This is a genomic window from Halorhabdus amylolytica, assembly GCF_004944975.1.
GTDB lineage: Archaea > Halobacteriota > Halobacteria > Halobacteriales > Haloarculaceae > Halorhabdus > Halorhabdus amylolytica.
The window spans coordinates 64198-82417 of sequence record NZ_SPQG01000003.1; the positions used below are offsets into that span (position 1 = coordinate 64198).

Consider the following 18220-nt stretch of genomic DNA (forward strand, 5'->3'; position numbering starts at 1 on the left):
GCACGTCTTGCAGCGAGTTCGGTGCCGCCAGTGAGTCACCACATCGCGGCGGCGATCCCCACAGCCAGCCCCGGTCCCTGTTCGATGATCGAACGCGGGAGTCGCTTCCGGGCACCGTCGAGCGTATTCGCGAGTGCCCCCGTCGCGTTCTCTTGAATCCCTTCGCCGTGGCCGACGAGGATCCGGTTCGGTTCCAGGTCACCGAGGAGGTCCCGCGGCGGAAAGAATCGGCAGGGCAACGTCAGCGTGACGCGCTCGCTCCCGACGGTCCAGCGGGTCGACAGCAGATCCGGCGTGTACAGCGTGCCGTCGGACTCGCGATAGGCGACACCCTCACGCCAGCCGGGAAGGGGATCGACGGGATCGACGATGAACCCCGACTCGGCGAGTTCGCGATCGTAGCTGTCGACCGGCGCGTCGACTTTCTCCGGGACGCGATCCATCCATTCGGGAACGAAGATGGGCACGTCAAACCGGTCGGCAAAGATGTCGGCATCGCGGGTGTGCCAGTTCGAGCAGACGGCGACGCCCACGACGTCGCCAAGGTCTGCGAGCAAGTCCTCCACGCCGGGTGCCTCCAGGGGATCGAACAGCCAGACGCCCTCCTCGCCGCGGATGGCGTGGCTCGCGCGCCGCCCCGCCTCGTCCGGATGGGCGATCCAGCCGACACCCCCATCGAATCGATCGATGATCGCAGGGTCCGTCGCGGCGCCGCGGTCGTAGATCGGCATGGGTGGAGCTGGCGGGGAGACCGCAAAAGTGGTTCCGGAACCCGAGCAGTCACACACAACCCAATCGTCACTCGAGACCGGCGGCGAAAGCGTAAGCCGCCTCGTCGGCGACCGGATAGCCGTCATCGAGTCTGATGCGCCAGTCGTCGAGCGCCGACGGCGCGTCGATCGCGTTCGTGACTACGGTCCGAACGTCGAGTACATCGACGCCGTAGTAATCGCCCGGGACATCCCGAAGGTACTGCAGCGCCGTCTCGAAGAGACTCCGCATCCCGTCGTCGTGTTCGAAGTCGTAGTGTTTGTACGCGCCAGCGGCGACCTGAACCATCCCGTGGAGGAACGCGCTCTCGGTCGTCCCGCTGCCGTAATTGTACCATTCGTCTTCGAAGCTATCGTGTGAATCGTGGTAGGCCCCGTCGTTGTACAGCGCGACGCCGTGGACGACCGCCCGCCGGAGCGTCGCGTGCTCCCAGTGGTCCGCCTCGGCGTTCCAGCCGGTCGGCGATCCCTCGGCTGGCGGGCCGACGGAAGCATCGCGCGTGTGACGGTCCATCACCGTCCGGAAAGGGCGGCCGACGGGTAAGTCCAGCGCCCGGGGAAATCGGAGACTTCGACCGCCCAGAGTGGATCGGAAATCGGGTGATTTAACCCCACGAACCGAGTGCCAACTACTGCGTGCGAGGGTAGCCAAGCCTGGAAACGGCGGCGGACTCAAGATCCGCTCCCGTAGGGGTCCATGCGTTCAAATCGCATCCCTCGCACTGCTGGGCCCACGCGGCCCCTCGCAAACCAGTGCAGGAAGATCGTCCCTCTCGGGGGCCATCTTCCCTCGCAACAACTTCTATCGAGCGTCGACGGGTAGCCAAGCCTGGAAACGGCGGCGGACGCAAGATCCGCTCTTGGAGGGTACTCGTGAGCGGAGCGAACGAGAGCTCGGAAGGCGAGCGGCGCGAGGCGCGACCAGCGCGAGCGCCTCGTTGCAAACGGTATCTGCAGGGATACAGGTAAACACCATTCCGCGAGATACAAGGCGCGAGTCTCTCACGGTCAATAATAAGGATTGGTTGCGTCGGCGGTGGTCATTGTAACACTGGCGTCGGTCTCAACAAGTATTTCTCGTCGATGGCTGGGCTATTTTGTGTGATTGAACTGCGAAAGGGGACTGCACTTGACATCCTCCCCGCACTGAAGCGCGAGGCTTTCGCCTCGAACCTCCCGTAACTTCATATATTGAGGGAGAGCCAAACCAAGTGGGCGCATCACATCAATTTGGAAGTACCCATAATAATTTTGGACATCTCCTCAAGAACGAATTCGAGGAGTTTGAGGAAGCGCGAAATCATTTTGAATAGACACCCGATATTGATATCGAATACGCGGACGTCAATTCCAAATACCTGAATTCCTCGAAGAAATTGGTGAGTCGGAAAAAGCTGAGGAATATTACGAGCGGGCCGCCGAACTGGATCCAACGTATAGATGACGAAGGCGAAGATATCGAAGACTCGGTATAGCGGTCAGGTGTGAGAATCATTTTCCAGCTTTGACACGCCCGCGGCCACGTGATATTCGGTCCCGCGCGGCCGGGCTTCCCGAACGGACACCCGCGCAAGGGCGAGCGCGTACAATACGGCGAGCGGACACGTCCGAGACGTGACTGATACGGACTGCTGTAACTGTTTACCGGTACGACCGCCCGCACTCGGGCGGTCGATATCGAAATGACTTACAGCAGTCCGTATGAAAGGAGAGCCTCGAAATGCGAGCGGTGAAACCGGATTTGAGTCCTTCATCCCCGTTCAGATCGTGTTTTCGCAATCTGAAGCTACCCCCACCATCTATTTCGCTCACGCGCTTAGTTCTGTTGGGTGCCACTGCCAGCCTGAGAGGCAGCGAGATGAGTTCCTACTCACCACCGGACGATGACGACGAGGCTGAATCCAGTTTCGACCCCGGCGTCAAGAGTGGGGAAGCTATCGAGGATCGGGGTGGCTTCGACTGGATCGCCTTCCACCTCGATCAGTCGAATTACGGGCTGTTACTGCTGCTCGTCCTGGCGATGAGCCTCCCTGCCGGGCTGTTGACGGCCGGCTTGGTCGCGTATTTCTTCCCCGAATATGCTGAGACAGCCGGGAAGATCGTCGGCTGGATCGGTGATCTGCTCGCCGATCTTTTCGATCTGATTCGGTGACTTCACTCCGGATGCGAGTTCCTCAAACACGCTTGCCCACCAACGTGTGAGTTTACGGCCGCCAAAGTCACTGTCAACTGTGCACCTCGAGTGTTGGCTTCTGTTAGTAGCATCCGAACTGTCGGGAAAAGGGTACCCGGGTTCGGGTGGGGTGGGGAATTGACAACCAGTGGGTCGGGAAGTGACGGCTCAGCTATCCAGATAGATACGAGAGTGGTGTTTCACCCGACCCGCTCGGAATGTGTGAGGGACTGGTTACAAACCTTTCGGCAAATATTACTTCGAAAACGTGTTGACACGGATCCGGGGGGATGGACTTGCGCAACACGCCGGAGGGCAAGGTTTCCCGTGCCTCCGAACCACCCTGGTGAGGGCGGTGCATTCCTCTTTGCGAACGATCACGGTGGTCGGTCGCCCGTATCGGGCGGTGGAATGCAACAGCCGTGATCAGCGGGGCCGGAATGGGGCACCCGGCCCAAAAAAGTCGATGGATCGGAGGGATGTAAATGGTGGGGAGTGTTTTCACGATCGCTATACTGCGCGGCGTTTTCAGCCTGTGAAAATCACGTCTGACGGCATTTTACCGAGTCTGAAAACACCGATCGGTGGTGAACGATCTGGTTAGATTCTTATAATGTTCCATTTACGTATCGCTTGCAATGTTCGAGAAAGCGAAGGAGTTCCTCTTCGCGGAGGACCGCGGTGTATCGCCTGTGATCGGTGTCATCCTCATGGTCGCCATTACAGTGATTCTGGCGGCCGTGATCGCGACGTTCGTGATGAACATGGGGCCGTCCGAGCAGACCCAGCCCAGCGTGCAGTGGGAATGGAACAACGAGAGTGACGGTGGTGGGAACTATTATTACACGCTCTCGCATACCGGTGGTGACGCAGCCAACCCCGGTAATCTTGTAATTCAAGCGGATGGGACTGAGGAAGGGACATTAAAAAGCGGGAATGGTATGCCCAGTGAGCTAACTGCTGGCACTACTATCGCTATGAATAGTTCAGCTGCTGTTCCATCTTCCCTGCCTAGTCCCAATATGAGTCTTACCGACGATCCGGAGAGTATTGACGAAGTCCAACTCATCTGGGAGAACCCGGAAAGCGACCAGACTCAAGTCATCAGCGACTTCGACGGATAGCGACGCTGAACTAACCCTTTTCGTTTTATACTCATGGAACGCGTAGTCACTCGTACCCTATGAGGGTCTGCACCACTTCTTTACCCAGGGTAACGAGGCGAAAGCCCACCCGTTCACGGGTGGGATAAAGCCGACAGCAATCGAAACAGTCAATTGATTGTCGTTCGACGGTTCGGCTGTCGAGACGAGTGCAAGGCTGCCAACCCCGCTGTCTTCGTCGGGAGCCGTACTGAGTCGGCTCTAAACCGAACCACGACGAGTTCGGAGCGCTCGAGAAGTCGTGGTGCAACACGGTTTGTGACCGTCGAAACCCCACGACTTCAGTCGTGGGTGAACTCAGTCGCGGCACGGTCATCTTTCGAGGGGATGCCTCGCCCCATCAGGGCGTTCGAGAGCACTGAATGCTGATAGCTCGTTCCCATTAGATTTTTATAATATCAAAGGAACTGTTTGACTGGGGTATGGACTTGAAGCACTACCTGTTTGGCGACGAACGGGGGGTATCGCCGGTCATCGGGGTCATCCTGATGGTCGCAATCACTGTCATCCTGGCAGGCGTCATCGGCGCGTTTGTAATGAATATGGGCGCGGATGGGGAGACGCCACCGAACGTCCAGTGGGAGTGGAACAACGAAACGACGTACTTCACGCTTGAACACACGGGCGGTGACGCAGCTGTGGCAAACAACTTGGTGGTAAGTGTCGATGGGACAGAGTACTCTCTTTCCCCAGCAGAAACGGCTGTCCGTGGTATGCCCGATGAACTGACTGCCGGGACGACTATCGGGATGAATGAGTCGTCATCGACGCCCTACCCACCAGTCAATCCAAATATGAGTATTGGCAACGATCCGGCCGATGTCGATGAAATCCAACTGATCTGGGAGAACCCGAACAGCGATCAGACCCAGGTCATCACCACGTACGACGGATAACACCGTCGAAGCATCTTTGTTTTTTCTTCGCACGCACGAAATCCGTAGTGGTCCGTGTCGATCTGGAAACGTTGTTTCCACCAGCGATACGCATCGTTGTCGAGCGCTCGTTGACAAGTACCTCGGTGTGGGGCCTCCGGAACGTTCCCAAGCGGATTTCCGGTACGAGTCCACGCCGGTCAATACTCCTCGATAGAGTCTTCGATCGCCGCGACGTACTCGTCTAGATCGCTCTCCTCAACGTCCCCGTCCGCTCGCTCCGTCAACAGATCTCGAAGGCGATACCGGTAGGTTCCTTGGCCGACGTGTTCGATTAGTCCACTCGTCCGCAAGGCGCGATTGCGGGCGTAGGCGCTCGTCCGGTCACCGGACCCGCCAGCCACGAAGTGGGCGTCCAACGGCGACGCCTGACCCTGTTCACGGTAATACGCGAGCATCTTCCGGGTCTTGGGCTCGAGGGTTCTGATCTCAGCACGCACTCGCCCGACGAACTCGGGACATTCGCCGATCGGGATCGTCCCGCGTGCCTCGGTGTGTTCGCCCGGCTTCTCGTCGTCCTTTTCGCTCGTCGATTCGCCGTTCTTTTCGCTCGTCGATTCGCCGCCCTTTTCGCTTTCTTCCGGTGGAGCGAATCCCCCAAACGATTCGAGCGCAGCCGCCACGGCTTCGTCCGATCCTTCACCGTTGGATTCGGCTGTAGTCCCCTCACCGTTCTCCGCTTTGCTGTCAGACTCATCGGCGACGTCCGGGAACGTGACCTGCGCTTCGTCGCCCGTCGGAAAGTTGGCGACCGCGTCTTCGTGCCGGGCACGTAGCTTGGCCTGTTCGGTCCGACCGGGGTTGGCTCCCTCGACGTGTTCGACCAGCGCGTCGACGAACTGATCGGCCATACGACTCATGTCGCGGGCGTCCTGGAGTTCGGCCTCGAGTTCGGCGATCCGGGAGTTCTTCTTGTCGAGTTCCTCTCGGAGTTCGGCGATGCGATCCTCGGTCTCTTCGCGTTGCTCGCTGATCGACTCTAGTTCCGAGACCAGGTCGTCGCTGACGGACTTTAGATCTGGACGTTCGAAGTCCTCCAGTCCTGGCGTAGCCCCGGCGTCGAAGGTCTGTTTGCGGTGAAACTGGACGCGCTGGACGGTCTCCGCCCAGTCGGTCATCAGGAAGGCCTCACCGTCGTCCAGATCCTCGACTGCATCGGCGTACTCCGCGTCGAGAATGCGCCGGACGACGTTGGTGTCGTTGTTCCAGGTGAGACGGTGCCAGACGAGCCAGTCACACTGGGTGATGAAGTCCTTTTTGACGTCGGCGGGCCGCTGGCTGATCCCGGTGACGCCGAGGCCATGCTTGCGTCCGCGCTTGCCGATCTTGATGAGCATCTTCCCGCACTCATCAAGCCCGCCGTTCTCGGGGATGTACTCGTGAATCTCCTCGACGAGCAACAGGAACGGCTGTTTGCATTTCTTGGCTTTGGCAAACAACTGGCGAGCGACCGCAGTCAGCAACTCCCTGGCCTCGTCTTCGTCTAAGAAACTCGAGACGTCGAGGATGATCGGAACGTTCTGTTCGAGGGCGAGGGTAGCGAGTTTCCCGGCGTGATCGGTCGTAACCTGGATGTCACACTCCTCGTCGGCGCCGACGTGAAGGATCTCGTACTCTTCCTTGAGGCCGTAGTACTCCCCGTCGATGTCGACGATGAGCAGACCAAAGCCCTTGTCAAGGAGATTCTCGGCGATCACGCTCGCGGAGTTGCTCTTGCCACTGCCGCTCTTGCCGGTGATGAACCCGCGTCCAGTAAGTACTTCGACGACGGGCAGCGACACTGGCCGGCCAGGCTCACCGCTTTCGCGTACGCCGTCGCTGTGATCCGCGACGGTGATCGTCCGCGCCTCGTCGTTGACCATGCGTCTCTGTCAGGAGTACGTGTCTCGGCGTGCATAACTCTCCGTCAGACGCGAGTCCGACGATCGAGAAGAGTGCCTGACTGGCAGGGGCGGGAGAGTATTTATTCTCGGCGCGCCTCACTGCGGATAAGCAGCATCCTCTCGAAATATGGTACGCTACGGGACGATCGTCGAGGACGGGACCGTTTACGTCGAGAGTGGCGACGCCGGCCTCGCCGACGACGGCGAACGCCTCGAGATCGGCCCCCTTGAGGACACCCTGGACGTGATCGGTGGCCACTCCTGGACTATCACTTACACCGAAGAAGAGAAGGCACGCCACCCGGAGATGGACACCTCCGACGAGGGACTGACCGTTGACGTCGTCGACGTGATGCAGGCGATGACCCACAGCGAACGGTTCGTCGAAACGCTGTCGTCCCATCCCGCAGAACGACCGAGCGATGATCCCGACGCGATCGCACCACGGATGGGATTGTTCGTTGGAAAACTCCTGGAAAATCTCGAGAACGGCCTCGGATGAGCCTCTCGCCCGGCCGAATCTGCTGGTCCGGTAGGAACAGAATCGCACACTGGTCCGGTAGGAACAGTCCGATATCGGAGCGTCCGGATCACGAGAAATCCTGCAGAGACGTCTGTCCGTTGGGCTCCGGCGAGCGATCAGTTCGTCCTTCGTCGTGTCGGGCACCCTCACTCGCCGAGGTGGATCCGTCGCCGAACCCTTCGAGACTGACCTGCTCGCGCTCGGTGAACGACAGGTTCGAAACCCGAACGCCGATCTTCCGGACGGCAACTCCCTCGAATTCCCGGAAGAGATCGACGGCGATCCGCTCGAGGAGGTCGGGATCGTCGACGGGGCCCGACAGTGATCTGGCTCGTGTCCGAACGTCGAAGGGTGGTTCGACGACCTTGATCCCGATCGTCCCGTAGAGCGCCCCGTTCCGACTCGCTCGCTCGGCGACTGCCGCGGCGAGCGTCCGCACGCGCTTGCAGATCCGCTCGAAGTCCTCGACTGGTTCAGGGAACGCCGATTCCCGCGAGAGGCTTTTGGGGTCGTCCCGCGGCGTCACCTCGCGGTCGTCGTCGCCCCGCGCATACCGGTAGATCGCCGCCCCACGTTCGCCAAATCGGTCACGGAGCCGGTCGGGGTCGGCACCTGCAAGGTCGCCAGCCGTCTCGATTCCCATCTCACGCAATTCACGGGCCGTCGTCGGCCCGACGTTGTGAATGCGCTCGACATCCATCGGTGCGAGAAAGGGCCGTACGTCACCGGATTCGACAACGACCAGCCCGTCGGGCTTGTCGGCGTCGCTGGCAATCTTCGCCGCGCTCATCGTCGGCGCGACACCGACGCTCACCGTGACACCCACCTCGTCGGCGATCCGTGTCTTCAACCCGGCAGCGAAGGACTCGATGTCGCCCCAGTCGGTCCGCTCGGTCACGTCGAGGTACGCCTCGTCGATACTCACTTTTCGGACGATGTCGGTGGACTCCCGGAGGATGGACTCGACGTCCGCACTGACACCCTCGTAGTAGTCCATGTCGACTGGCCGGTAGTACGCGGTCGGTCCGTCACCGGGATCGTCGACGTCACGCCGTCCCAAGTGTTCGAGAGCCTCCTCGATCGACTGGGCGCTCTCGACGCCGTGTTCGCGGGCCTCGTAACTCGCCGTCGCGACGGCGCCGTGAGGCTCACCCGCCTCGTAGCCCATGCCGACGACGACAGGTTCGCCCTCCAGTTTCGGCTCGCGCAGCCGCTCGCAGGCAGCATAAAAGCAGTCGGCGTCGACGTGACAGACGATCCGTTCGTCGTCGTCTGTCTCGACGGGGAGTCGCCCCGGTCGGGACATACCCGACGTTCGTACGCGATCGACAACAAGCTTCTCAACCCGGCATGCAGACGTCAGTCGATACTCTTCGGAACAGGAGGTCAGACGGACCGCCGGAGAAACCCCGGCGGCGTGGCGTCGCTTGCGTGCGGTGCGTCTCCCGGACGTTCACGACGGTAGTTCCCGTCGGGAACCCCAGGCGAGGTTCCACGAGTGTGTTTCACACACTCACACTTAACGGTTTCCCCGAACACCGACATCCGTCTCCAGTCGTCGAACGTCTCTCCGGATCTGTCTCGCGTTCACCCGGGCAGAACGATATTGATCCCTCCGACGACCAGTCCGACGAGGCCGGTTCGGAGCCCTGCGATCACCCAGTTCTGTTCGGAAATATTGCCCATATACGCCCCGAAGACGAACAGGAGACCAACGCCGATCATCACGCCCAGGACCGTCGCCCACAGCAGAGAGAGCGCGACGTCGACGAAAAAATACGGGACGATCGGCAACAGCATGCCGATCGTCGGCCCCAGACCGCTCATCGCCGCGTTGATCTTCCGGGCCTTGCCTTTCCGTTCGTGGAGTTCCGTGCCTTCGAGCCCCGAGAGCATCTTTGCTTCGACGCGTTTCAGTTCGGCGAGTTTCTCGGCGCGTTCGATCTCCCAGACGCTCCAGACGCCGGAGGCAGCCAACCCGACGGTCCCGCCGGCGACGATCCGGACGATGTCCATAGCCGCTTGATTCCCGCCGAGGAACGATCCCACGATGATCCCGATGCTGGTCAGCGTACCGTCGAACCCGTTGGAGATGAAGTATCGCCGGGAGATCGACCGGACGTCTTCGTTCGCGAGGAGTTCCCTGAGCGTCGATTGATTCGAGGCCACGGGTCAGTCCTGGTGTGTCGAACTCTCTTCGACGAGGCGCTCGCCACAGACCACCTCGTCGACCGAGTGTATCGTCCCGCCGAGGTTCTCGACAGCGTCGGAGACGGCAGTCTCGTCGACCGATTCTCCTTCGATGGTGATCTTGAGGTTCTGTACCTCCTTGTCCGACTCGAGCAAGGAGACGTTCGTCCCATCGACGCCGTCCAGATCTGCAAGCGTCCGTGCGAAGGTGACGTTCTCGATCTCATTGGGTTTCAGGAGATCGAGAACCAGTCGCTTTATCGGACTCATTTCCCTGAGGGTTCGGTGTCGCCCCGGTTATATGGTTCGGTCATTTCGATCGTTTCCGTCTAGGATTGCCCCCTATTCTTCGGATCCGTCGTCTTGTTCCGAATTGTCAGTGGTTCCTTTTGTCGTCTTGTTCCGAATTGTTCTCGCTTGTCCTGTCGGACCTCCGTTCGTCGGTCGGGCCGCCGGGGCCGGCCGATGAACCAGTCGATACAGTATCGGAATCGACTCGCCTTCGCAGTTGACCGTGGCTCAGCCGGTGAAGGCGCGACAGGCACGTGACTTTTCAGTCGGGGCGACCTGACTGTCGATATGCTTTCGGAAGCCGAATGGGAGGCGGCACGCGAGCGGACGGTCGAGACGCTCGCGGAACACGACTTCGTCCTGACTGACGAGGAGGCCGCAGACGTCGAGATCGCGGACTTCGGCTTTGGGCGACTGGAGGAAGTCGGGCTGGAACTCCTCACGTACGTCAACACTGATCGCTACTGCGCGAAGGAACTCGTCATGTTCCCGGGGCAGGTCTGTCCTGAGCACCGACACCCGCCGTTCGACGATTACCCAGGCAAACAGGAGACTCTCCGTTGTCGGGCCGGTACGGTCTCTCTCTACGTCGAGGGCGAGGCGACGTCCGATCCGGCGATTGAACCCCCGTTCAACGCCGAGTACTACACCGTCGGCCACGAGGTCGTCCTCGAACCGGGCGAGCAATACACGATCGATCCCGACACGAAACACTGGTTCGCGGCCGGCCAAGAGGGAGCGATCGTCAGCGAGTTCTCCTCGCCCAGCTACGACGAGAAGGATGTCTTCACCGATCCCGAGATCCGGCGAGTTCCCGAGGAGACGTATTGATCTCCCGTCCACGATGCTATCCAGTCGCGTCCGACTTTTCCGATCCGGATCGAGAGAAGACGGTTTCTAACCCGTCCGTTCAGCTGAGCGGTGCGACGAGGTCCTCGAGAACTGCACGCGGATCGTCAGCCTTTGCGACGCCGCTGGCAAGTAACACGCCGCTGGCACCGAGGTCGTCGGCGGCGTCGACGTCGTCGCCGGTCGAGATGCCGGCGCCACAGTAGACCTCAACGTCCGAATCGACCGCGGCAGCGGCCTCGACGGCATCGGTGACGATGTCGGGATCGGCACTCGCGACAGAGACGTCACCGCCGATGAGTTCCGGCGGCTCGACGGCGACCGAATCCGGGCCCAGGGCCGTTGCGGCCGCGATCTGGTGGGGGTTGTTGGCACAGACGCAGGTCTCGAGGCCGGCGCGCTCGGCGGCCCGGACCGATCCGTCTATATCCGCCAGCTTGAGTCGGTTCTCCGAGTGGTTGATCAGCGTTCCCTCCGCGCCAGCGTCGGCGACCGTCTCGGCGAGCGTGTGGCCGGTGTTGCTCCCGTGTTCGATCGGATCGACGTGTTGGGCCCAGGTTTCGACCCCGGTCCCGGCGACGGCGGCGATGTCGGCGTCTTCCGCGGCGATTCCGATGCGTACGCCCGACTCCTCGCTCACTTCTTTGGCGGCTTCCGCGACTTCGACCGGATCACAGGGGTAGGTCTTGAGGTTGACGAGAACGAACATTGCGTCCGTACATGCGGCGACCGGGCGAAAATAGGTTTCGAAGACTGGCCCGGCGACGAACGGTGGCTTTCGAAGACTGGCCCGGCGACGAATGGTGGCTTTCGAAGACCTCCCACCGGCGTCGCGAGCGAACAGTGACCATTATTACCCCGTCCGGATAACTTCCGCATCGTGACCGACCAGAGCGATTCGACGACTGTCCTCGTGGTCGAGGACGAGCGTCATCTGGCCGACCTCTACTCCGAGTATCTCTCCGACTCCTACGACGTCCGGACAGCCTATGGGGGCGAGGAGGCTATCGAGGTGCTCGGTCCGGCGATCGATATCGTCCTGCTGGATCGTCGGATGCCGGTCGTCTCCGGGAACGAGGTACTGGCGACTATCGAGGAGCGTGGACTGGACCTCGAGGTCGCGATGGTGACGGCCGTCGACCCGGACTTCGAGATCATCGACCTCGGTGTCGACGACTACGTGGTCAAACCCGTCAGCAAGGACACGCTCGTCGACGTCGTCGAGCGCTTAGAGACGATCTCGACGTACAACGAGCAGCGACGGCGACTCACCTCGAAGAAACTCAAGCGCAACGTCCTCGAGGTCGAGAAACCCCGACCGGAGATCGAGGCCAGCGATCGTTTCGCCAGACTCGAGGCGGAGATTGAACAACTCGAGACGGAGGTCGAGCAGCTCGCGGCCGATCTCGAGCGATCGGAGATCGAACGACAGGAGTGACAGTCAGGAGTCCTTCCGCTCGACGACGTCACCGAGGGTATACTCGCCGACGTCGGATCCACCTTCCCAATCGGTATCCCCTTCGCCGGCACCTTCGGTCAGATCGATGGACAACTCACGTTCGAGCTTTCGCTGGACCTCGTCGCTCGGGAGGTGATCGCCGTGTTCGAGTTTGCGGATCAGACTCGCCTTCTCGTTGAGTTCGTCTGCCAGCTCCGACTGGCTCAGCCCGGCCGACTCGCGGGCCGAGCGGATCCGCTGATCGAAGTCCTGAGCCAGTTCGTCCATCTCGTCGAACATGTCGCGCCGCGATCCTCCGCCCCCGCCGCCCGAGGACCCGCTCGAAGCCGTCGTCGAACCCCCGCTGCTGGAATCGTTCGACGAACTGCTCGTCGAATACTTCGTCGACGTCGAGCTTGCGTCCTGAGTTTTGACTTCCGTCCCGAAGTCGGTACACTCATCACAGACGTCCAGTTCCGCACCCTCCACTTTGATCGTGTTCGGGGACTGGGTTTCGGTCCCACACATCTCACACTGTACCATGTAGATCCCTTGCCTGTGCCGGGGCATAAATCGTACGCCGCGATCGACACTGCGAGGATCCTGCCGCTTTCCCCACGCTCATGGCGCCCTGGTACGGGTATCGGACATGCCATCTACCCAGGCTGCATCGCTTCTCGAGCGGTTCGTCGCATCCCTCGAGGAGATCGACGTGGCGTGGTCCCGAACGGACGCGAACGGATTCGAATCTACCCTCGAGAGTGTCCTCGAAGAGCCGGCCGTTGGCGTCCCGATCCCCATCGACGGCGCATCACTCCCGGATACCGTCGAGACCGATCTCGACCCCGAAACGGTCCGGGCCGCCGCGACGGGCGTGACGCCTGCGACGATCGCTGTCGCCGACTACGGCAGCGTCCTGCTGGAATCTGACGCCAACGGGTCGGAACTGGCGAGTCTCTTCTCTGAGACCCACGTGCCGGTGATCCGAGAGCAGGATGTGGTGGGGACGATGGCCGATGCCTTCGAAGATCTCGGGCCGCTACTCCGCGGTGACCAGGGGGACGTTATCGTCGCAACGGGGCCGAGCGCGACCTCCGACATGGGTGCGCTGGTTACGGGTGTGCACGGACCGACTGACGTCCACGTCGTCATTGTCGAACAATGAGCGGAAAAAACTCGGAGCGGGCCGAACGGAAGGTCTCGAAACGCGCCAAGGCGGCGAAGATCCGTGGGATCATGGAACAGGAGGGGACGGCGATCGAGACAAACACCCAGGGGTTCAACGACGGCCGCTACGAGTCGGTTGCCGACCTCGAGGACTACGAGGGTCTCAAGGACGAGGCCCGCGCGATCAAGGAGGACGCCATCGCGCGCCTCCCCGACCTGATCGACGACCTCACCGCCGCCGTCGAGGACAACGGCGGGACAGTGTACCTCGCCGAGGACGCGGCCGAGGCCAACGAGTATATCGAGTCGATCGTCGCAGACGCGGACGCAGACTCGGTCGCAAAGAGCAAGTCGATGACGACCGAGGAACTCGAGGTCAACGAGCATCTCGAAGACGCGAGCGTCGACGTCGTCGAGACGGATCTCGGCGAGTGGGTCCTTCAAGTCGCCGAGGAGGCCCCCTCCCACCTGGTCGCGCCCGCGATCCACAAGTCCCGCGAGGAGATCACGACACTGTTCGAGGAGCGGTTCGATCCCGACGTTCCTTTAGAGACCGCTGAGGACCTTACGAAGTTCGCCCGAGAGCAACTGGCCGACGATATCGCTAGCGCGGACGTCGGGATGACCGGTGCCAACTTCCTGACGGCGGACTCCGGAACGATGGCGCTCGTCACGAGCGAGGGCAACGCCCGCAAGACGGTTGCGAGTACGGACACCCACGTTGCCGTCGCGGGCGTCGAGAAAATCGTCCCGAGCGTCGAGGACCTCCAGCCGTTCATCGAGTTGATCGGGCGCTCGGGGACCGGCCAGGACATCACCTCCTACGTCTCTTTGTTGACGCCGCCAATCGACGCCCCGACGTTCGCCGACGAGGAGTTCGGCGATGCGGACGCTCGGGACTTTCACCTCGTCTTGATCGACAACGGCCGGATGGCGATGCGGGAGGACGAGGACCTCCGGGAGACGCTCTATTGCATCCGGTGTTCGGCGTGTGCGAACTCGTGTGCCAATTTCCAGCAGGTCGGGGGTCACGCCTTCGGCGGGGAGACCTACACCGGCGGGATCGCCACCGGTTGGGAGGCGGGCATCGGCGGCGAGGAGGCCGCGGAGGATTTCAACGACCTCTGTACCGGCTGTAGTCGCTGTACGGAGGCCTGTCCCGTGAAGATCGACATCCCCTGGGTCAACACTGTCGTGCGCGACCGGCTCAATCGCGGGGCCGACCCCGATGCCTTCGATCACCTCGTCTCGGGACTGACGCCCGATCCGGAACCCGCTGGGCTGGATCTCCAGAAGCGCTTTTTCGGGAACTTCTCGACAGTCGCGAAACTCGGGAGCGCGTTCGCGCCGGTCTCGAACTGGGTCGCCGAGGCCCCGCCCTCCCGCTGGCTCGCCGAGACGATACTCGGGGTCGATCGTCGCCGCGACATGCCGAAATTTACTCGTGGGACGCTCCGCAAGTGGGCGAAAGGACGGGATTCACTGGCAGATCCCGACCGCGAGGTCGTCCTGCTGGCGGACACCTACACGAACTACATGCACGTCGAGCGCGGGAAGGCGACGATCCGGGCGCTGGAAGCACTCGGCTGTGAAGTCCACGTTGCCGATACCTCGGAGAGCGGCCGGGCCGCCCTCTCCCAGGGGATGATCGCGACGGCCCGCGAACACGCCGAGTCGGTCGCCGACTCGCTCGAACCGCACGTTGAGGCGGGCCGGGACGTGATCGTCGTCGAGCCCAGCGACCTCGCAATGCTCCGGAACGACTACGAGCGCCTACTCGACGCGGAGACCTTCGACCGGATCGCGACGAACAGCTACGAGGTGCTGGAGTACGTCTACGGCCTCATCGAGAACGGGGCCGATATCAATGCGCTTGCCGACGGCGACGGCGAGGAAATCGCCTATCACAGCCACTGCCAGCAGCGGACGCTCGGCCTGGATGCCCACACGGAAGCGATCCTCGACCGGCTGGGTTTCGACCTCCTCACCTCCGAGGTCGAGTGCTGTGGGATGGCCGGCTCCTTCGGCTTCAAACAGCAGTACTACGACGTGAGTATGGCCGTCGGTGACGATCTCCGTGAGCAGTTTACGACGCCCGACACCGAGGATCGAACAGTCGTCGCCAGCGGGACCTCCTGTCACGACCAGTTGACGGAGCTGCTCGAACGCTCGGTGACCCATCCGGTCGAAGTGATCGCGCCGGCTGAATAGTGGCCGTCTGTTCTTTGCGGAACCGATCGGGCTACGAGAGATCGCCCATCGCATAGTAGAACCGCTGGATCGCAGTCAGGTGCCCGACGATTGCGAACACGACAAGCAGCCACCCGATCACTGACAGCCCGTAAACTGGCTCGGTCACGACGGCGGCCAGGAGGGCCCCAAAACCCATGAGTGCAAGCCGATCCGCGCGGCCAAGCAGGCCGCCGTAGACCCGGTCGAGGCCGACCGCCTGGGCCTGGGTCCCCAGATAGGAAGTCATCAACACGCCGGTGATCGCCGCCACGCCGAGGTCCCAGCGGTCGACTCCGGCCGCCAGCCCGACCAGCAACAGCAGGTCGGCGTAGCGATCGAAGACGTGATCGAGTAAGTCGCCGGCCGAGGATTCAGTGCCGAGTTCCCGCGCGATCGCGCCGTCGAGCAGGTCGAGCCAGCCGTTGGCGAACACCAGGCCGGCAGCGGCGAGGTACCAGGCGGGGGCCGAACCGCCGAGGTAGAACGCCCCGGCTGCGCCGCCCGCGACGATCAGTGCGAGGACGCTGACGACGTTCGGCGTCAGGCCGATCCGAACGCTGACGGCGACGAACGGCTCCAACAACCGATCAGACAGCGGGCGGAGTTGGTCCAGCGTCATAGGTACTCGACGTAGGAAACCGTCCCGGCGCTCGGTTCCCGATCCCCATCGATGACGGCTTCGATCTCTCCGGCGACCTCCTCTGGCGAACGGTCGGTCGTCTCGATCTCGTAAACTGATTCGGATCCGTGTTCGTCGACGGCTTCGACCAGGATTACGTCGAGTGCTTCACTTTCGGCGTTCTCGGCGGCGCTTTCTTCGTTCTCGCCGCGCTCCCCAAGTCGGCGCTCGACGGTCTCGGGATGACATCGCAGGACGACAACGCGATCCATCTGGAGATGGTGTGCGAGATGAGACTCGACGAGAACGTCGTCTCGATCGTCGAGCCAGGCTTCGACAGCGTCGATATCGGCGATCTCCGAGTCCCGATCGTCGTCGGTCCCCTGGGTCAGCCCCTCACGTGTTATCACGTCGTTGAGGTGGATGACGTCGAGGTCAGTCTCGAGACGCTCGGTCGCGGTGGTCTTGCCCGTCCCGGGTGTTCCGGTGACGGCGACTCTCACGACGGGAGCACCTCGTTGATCGTCTCGACGGCCGTCTTCGTCTCCTCGCGTGTGCCACACGAGACACGAATACACTCCGGGAGGCCGAAGCTCGAGCAATCCCGGACGATCACGCCCCGCTCTTTTGTCTGCTGGGCCACATCCGTTGCGTCACCGACTTCCACGAGGACGAAGTTCCCGCCGCTCTCGTAGGTCTTGGCGTCGAGGTTGTCATAATAGTACTGTCGGCTCCATTCGACGAGGTCTGTGATGGCCTGGACGTGGTCGTCGTCCTCGAGAGCGGCAAGCCCAGCCCGGCAGGCGATCTCGCTGGCCGAGAACGGCGTGTTGATCCGCTCGTAGGCGTCGGCCCACTCTTCGGGTGTGATCGCATAGCCCAGTCGGAGGCCCGCGAGGCCGTACACTTTCGAGAAGGTTCTGACGACGGCCACGTCGTCGCGGGCTTCGACCAGTTCGACGGCGCTCGGCCGGTCGGCGAACTCGTTGTAGGCCTCGTCGACGACCACCAGCGTCTCCTCGTCGGTCCGCTCGGCGATCTGCTCGATCTCCGCGAGGGAGACCACTGATCCGGTCGGGTTGTGCGGGCTCGTCAGGTAGATCATGCGCTCGCCGTCGTAGCCCTCAAGGACGCGCTCTGGCGACTGATGGAAGCCGTCCTCCTTCGAGAGGGGATAGGTGTGGACCTCGCCGTGGTGATACCGGACGCTCATCGAGTGATACGTGAAGTCCGGGTCCGGGACCAGCGCGGCCTCGCCGGGATCGATCATCGCGCGTGCGAGGGCGTCCATCGAGCCGTCGCCGCCGTTTCCGAGCCAGATCTGGGCGGGTTCGACGCCCCAGCGGTCGGCCAGGGCATCGACGAGATCGGCGTGAGAGGCTTTCGGATACGAATGGAGGCGCTCCGCATGGGCCCGGATCGCCTCGACGGCCTTCGGACTCGGGCCCAGAGCGTTCTCGTTCGAAGAGAGTTTGATCAGGTCGTCGGGATCGAGACCGAGTTCGCGGGCGGTCTCCTCGATCCCGCGTCCGGCCCGATAGACAGTGTGTCCAGAGAGGTCCCGTGGGTGCATACGGGACGGTCGGGGGCGGGCGTTCTTAAGCGTGCATACCTGTCGGTGTTCTTCGCCGAGATAGAGAGAAGTCGCCCGTATCGTCCGCGATCAGCCAATCAGGCGAAGGTCTTCGAGACTTCCTCGTCTTCTTCTTCGGCCTGGATCTTCTCCCAGGCGTCGACGAAGTCCTGCTCGGTGACTTCGGTCCGATCGTCCCGGATCGCGAACATCCCTGCCTCGGTACAGATGGCCTTGACGTCGGCACCGCTGGCCTCGGTAGCTTCCCGCGCCAAGCGCTCGAAGTCGACGTCCTCGGCGAGGTTCATCTCGCGGGTGTGGATCCGGAAGATCTGCTCGCGACCACGTTCCTCGGGCTTTGGCACCTCGATGAGGCGATCGAAGCGGCCGGGCCGGAGGATGGCCCGATCGAGC

Annotated in this window: 19 protein-coding genes, 1 tRNA gene and 1 pseudogene; 9 read left to right on the plus strand and 12 right to left on the minus strand. The window is 62.0% G+C overall.

Features of this window, described 5'->3' with window-relative positions:
* Positions 1 to 35 precede the first annotated feature (35 nt).
* Both E3374_RS05030 and E3374_RS05035 read right to left on the minus strand, forming a co-directional pair.
* On the minus strand, positions 36 to 731 hold the full coding sequence (locus tag E3374_RS05030; protein WP_136687940.1) for a hypothetical protein: 696 nt from the start codon (positions 729 to 731) through the stop codon (positions 36 to 38).
* Between the two features lie 67 nt (positions 732 to 798).
* On the minus strand, positions 799 to 1284 hold the full coding sequence (locus E3374_RS05035; protein WP_136687941.1) for a DUF309 domain-containing protein: 486 nt from the start codon (positions 1282 to 1284) through the stop codon (positions 799 to 801).
* A 124-nt stretch (positions 1285 to 1408) separates the two neighbouring features.
* Between E3374_RS05035 and E3374_RS05040 the strand changes: the two genes are divergently transcribed.
* From E3374_RS05040 to E3374_RS05055, 4 genes are all read left to right on the plus strand, one after another.
* Positions 1409 to 1492 (plus strand) — tRNA-Leu (locus tag E3374_RS05040).
* A gap of 1136 nt (positions 1493 to 2628) precedes the next feature.
* Entirely contained in the window at positions 2629 to 2922 is a 294-nt protein-coding gene (locus E3374_RS05045) for a hypothetical protein (protein WP_136687942.1), read from the plus strand.
* A 659-nt stretch (positions 2923 to 3581) separates the two neighbouring features.
* The gene (locus E3374_RS05050) at positions 3582 to 4067 is read left to right on the plus strand and encodes a type IV pilin (RefSeq protein WP_136687943.1); all 486 of its coding nucleotides are present in this window, start codon (positions 3582 to 3584) and stop codon (positions 4065 to 4067) included.
* Positions 4068 to 4528: 461 nt separating this feature from the next.
* A complete protein-coding gene (locus E3374_RS05055; RefSeq protein ID WP_136687944.1) occupies positions 4529 to 5002 on the plus strand; it encodes a type IV pilin in 474 nt (157 codons plus the stop codon).
* Between the two features lie 179 nt (positions 5003 to 5181).
* Here E3374_RS05055 and E3374_RS05060 read toward each other — a convergent pair whose 3' ends face one another.
* Positions 5182 to 6903 (minus strand): ATP-binding protein, encoded by a 1722-nt coding sequence (locus E3374_RS05060; RefSeq protein WP_136687945.1) that lies wholly within the window; start codon positions 6901 to 6903, stop codon positions 5182 to 5184.
* 148 nt (positions 6904 to 7051) lie between these two features.
* Between E3374_RS05060 and E3374_RS05065 the strand changes: the two genes are divergently transcribed.
* The gene (locus tag E3374_RS05065; protein WP_136687946.1) at positions 7052 to 7426 is read left to right on the plus strand and encodes a hypothetical protein; all 375 of its coding nucleotides are present in this window, start codon (positions 7052 to 7054) and stop codon (positions 7424 to 7426) included.
* A gap of 88 nt (positions 7427 to 7514) precedes the next feature.
* Here E3374_RS05065 and dinB read toward each other — a convergent pair whose 3' ends face one another.
* The 3 genes from dinB to E3374_RS05080 all read right to left on the minus strand — a co-directional run bounded on the left by dinB (position 7515) and on the right by E3374_RS05080 (position 9907).
* Complete coding sequence (gene dinB, locus E3374_RS05070; RefSeq protein WP_136687947.1) at positions 7515 to 8753, minus strand: DNA polymerase IV; 1239 nt, start codon at positions 8751 to 8753, stop codon at positions 7515 to 7517.
* Between the two features lie 281 nt (positions 8754 to 9034).
* Positions 9035 to 9616: a VIT1/CCC1 transporter family protein gene (locus E3374_RS05075; RefSeq protein ID WP_136687948.1), complete on the minus strand. Its 582-nt coding sequence runs from the start codon at positions 9614 to 9616 to the stop codon at positions 9035 to 9037.
* Positions 9617 to 9619: 3 nt separating this feature from the next.
* Complete coding sequence (locus tag E3374_RS05080) at positions 9620 to 9907, minus strand: DUF211 domain-containing protein (RefSeq protein WP_136687949.1); 288 nt, start codon at positions 9905 to 9907, stop codon at positions 9620 to 9622.
* A gap of 309 nt (positions 9908 to 10216) precedes the next feature.
* Here E3374_RS05080 and E3374_RS05085 point away from each other — a divergent pair, with 309 nt between their 5' ends.
* Positions 10217 to 10759, plus strand: a complete 543-nt coding sequence (locus E3374_RS05085; RefSeq protein WP_136687950.1) for a D-lyxose/D-mannose family sugar isomerase — start codon at positions 10217 to 10219, stop codon at positions 10757 to 10759.
* A 79-nt stretch (positions 10760 to 10838) separates the two neighbouring features.
* Here E3374_RS05085 and tpiA read toward each other — a convergent pair whose 3' ends face one another.
* Positions 10839 to 11486 (minus strand): triose-phosphate isomerase, encoded by a 648-nt coding sequence (gene tpiA, locus E3374_RS05090; protein WP_136687951.1) that lies wholly within the window; start codon positions 11484 to 11486, stop codon positions 10839 to 10841.
* A gap of 171 nt (positions 11487 to 11657) precedes the next feature.
* Here tpiA and E3374_RS05095 point away from each other — a divergent pair, with 171 nt between their 5' ends.
* Positions 11658 to 12215: a response regulator gene (locus E3374_RS05095; protein ID WP_136687952.1), complete on the plus strand. Its 558-nt coding sequence runs from the start codon at positions 11658 to 11660 to the stop codon at positions 12213 to 12215.
* Between the two features lie 3 nt (positions 12216 to 12218).
* Here the strand turns inward: E3374_RS05095 and E3374_RS05100 are convergent, their stop codons facing one another.
* The gene (locus E3374_RS05100) at positions 12219 to 12758 is read right to left on the minus strand and encodes a multiprotein bridging factor aMBF1 (protein ID WP_136687953.1); all 540 of its coding nucleotides are present in this window, start codon (positions 12756 to 12758) and stop codon (positions 12219 to 12221) included.
* A 106-nt stretch (positions 12759 to 12864) separates the two neighbouring features.
* Between E3374_RS05100 and E3374_RS05105 the strand changes: the two genes are divergently transcribed.
* Positions 12865 to 13380 (plus strand): LUD domain-containing protein, encoded by a 516-nt coding sequence (locus E3374_RS05105; protein ID WP_136687954.1) that lies wholly within the window; start codon positions 12865 to 12867, stop codon positions 13378 to 13380.
* Positions 13377 to 15593 carry an LUD domain-containing protein gene (locus E3374_RS05110; protein WP_136687955.1) on the plus strand — a complete coding sequence of 739 codons (2217 nt, stop codon included), beginning with the start codon at positions 13377 to 13379 and terminating at the stop codon, positions 15591 to 15593. Before E3374_RS05105 ends, E3374_RS05110 begins: the two co-directional genes overlap by 4 nt.
* A 31-nt stretch (positions 15594 to 15624) precedes the next feature.
* On the opposite strand, the gene E3374_RS05115 is transcribed toward E3374_RS05110, so the two are convergent.
* The 4 genes and pseudogenes from E3374_RS05115 to E3374_RS05130 form a co-directional block, all read right to left on the minus strand.
* Positions 15625 to 16233 carry a CDP-alcohol phosphatidyltransferase family protein gene (locus E3374_RS05115; protein WP_136687956.1) on the minus strand — a complete coding sequence of 203 codons (609 nt, stop codon included), beginning with the start codon at positions 16231 to 16233 and terminating at the stop codon, positions 15625 to 15627.
* Positions 16230 to 16736 carry an adenylate kinase family protein gene (locus E3374_RS05120; protein WP_136687957.1) on the minus strand — a complete coding sequence of 169 codons (507 nt, stop codon included), beginning with the start codon at positions 16734 to 16736 and terminating at the stop codon, positions 16230 to 16232. Before E3374_RS05120 ends, E3374_RS05115 begins: the two co-directional genes overlap by 4 nt.
* Positions 16733 to 17806 carry a histidinol-phosphate transaminase gene (hisC, locus tag E3374_RS05125; RefSeq protein WP_136687958.1) on the minus strand — a complete coding sequence of 358 codons (1074 nt, stop codon included), beginning with the start codon at positions 17804 to 17806 and terminating at the stop codon, positions 16733 to 16735. Before hisC ends, E3374_RS05120 begins: the two co-directional genes overlap by 4 nt.
* A 98-nt stretch (positions 17807 to 17904) precedes the next feature.
* Positions 17905 to 18220, minus strand: a pseudogene (locus E3374_RS05130) (peptidase); the annotation flags it as partial.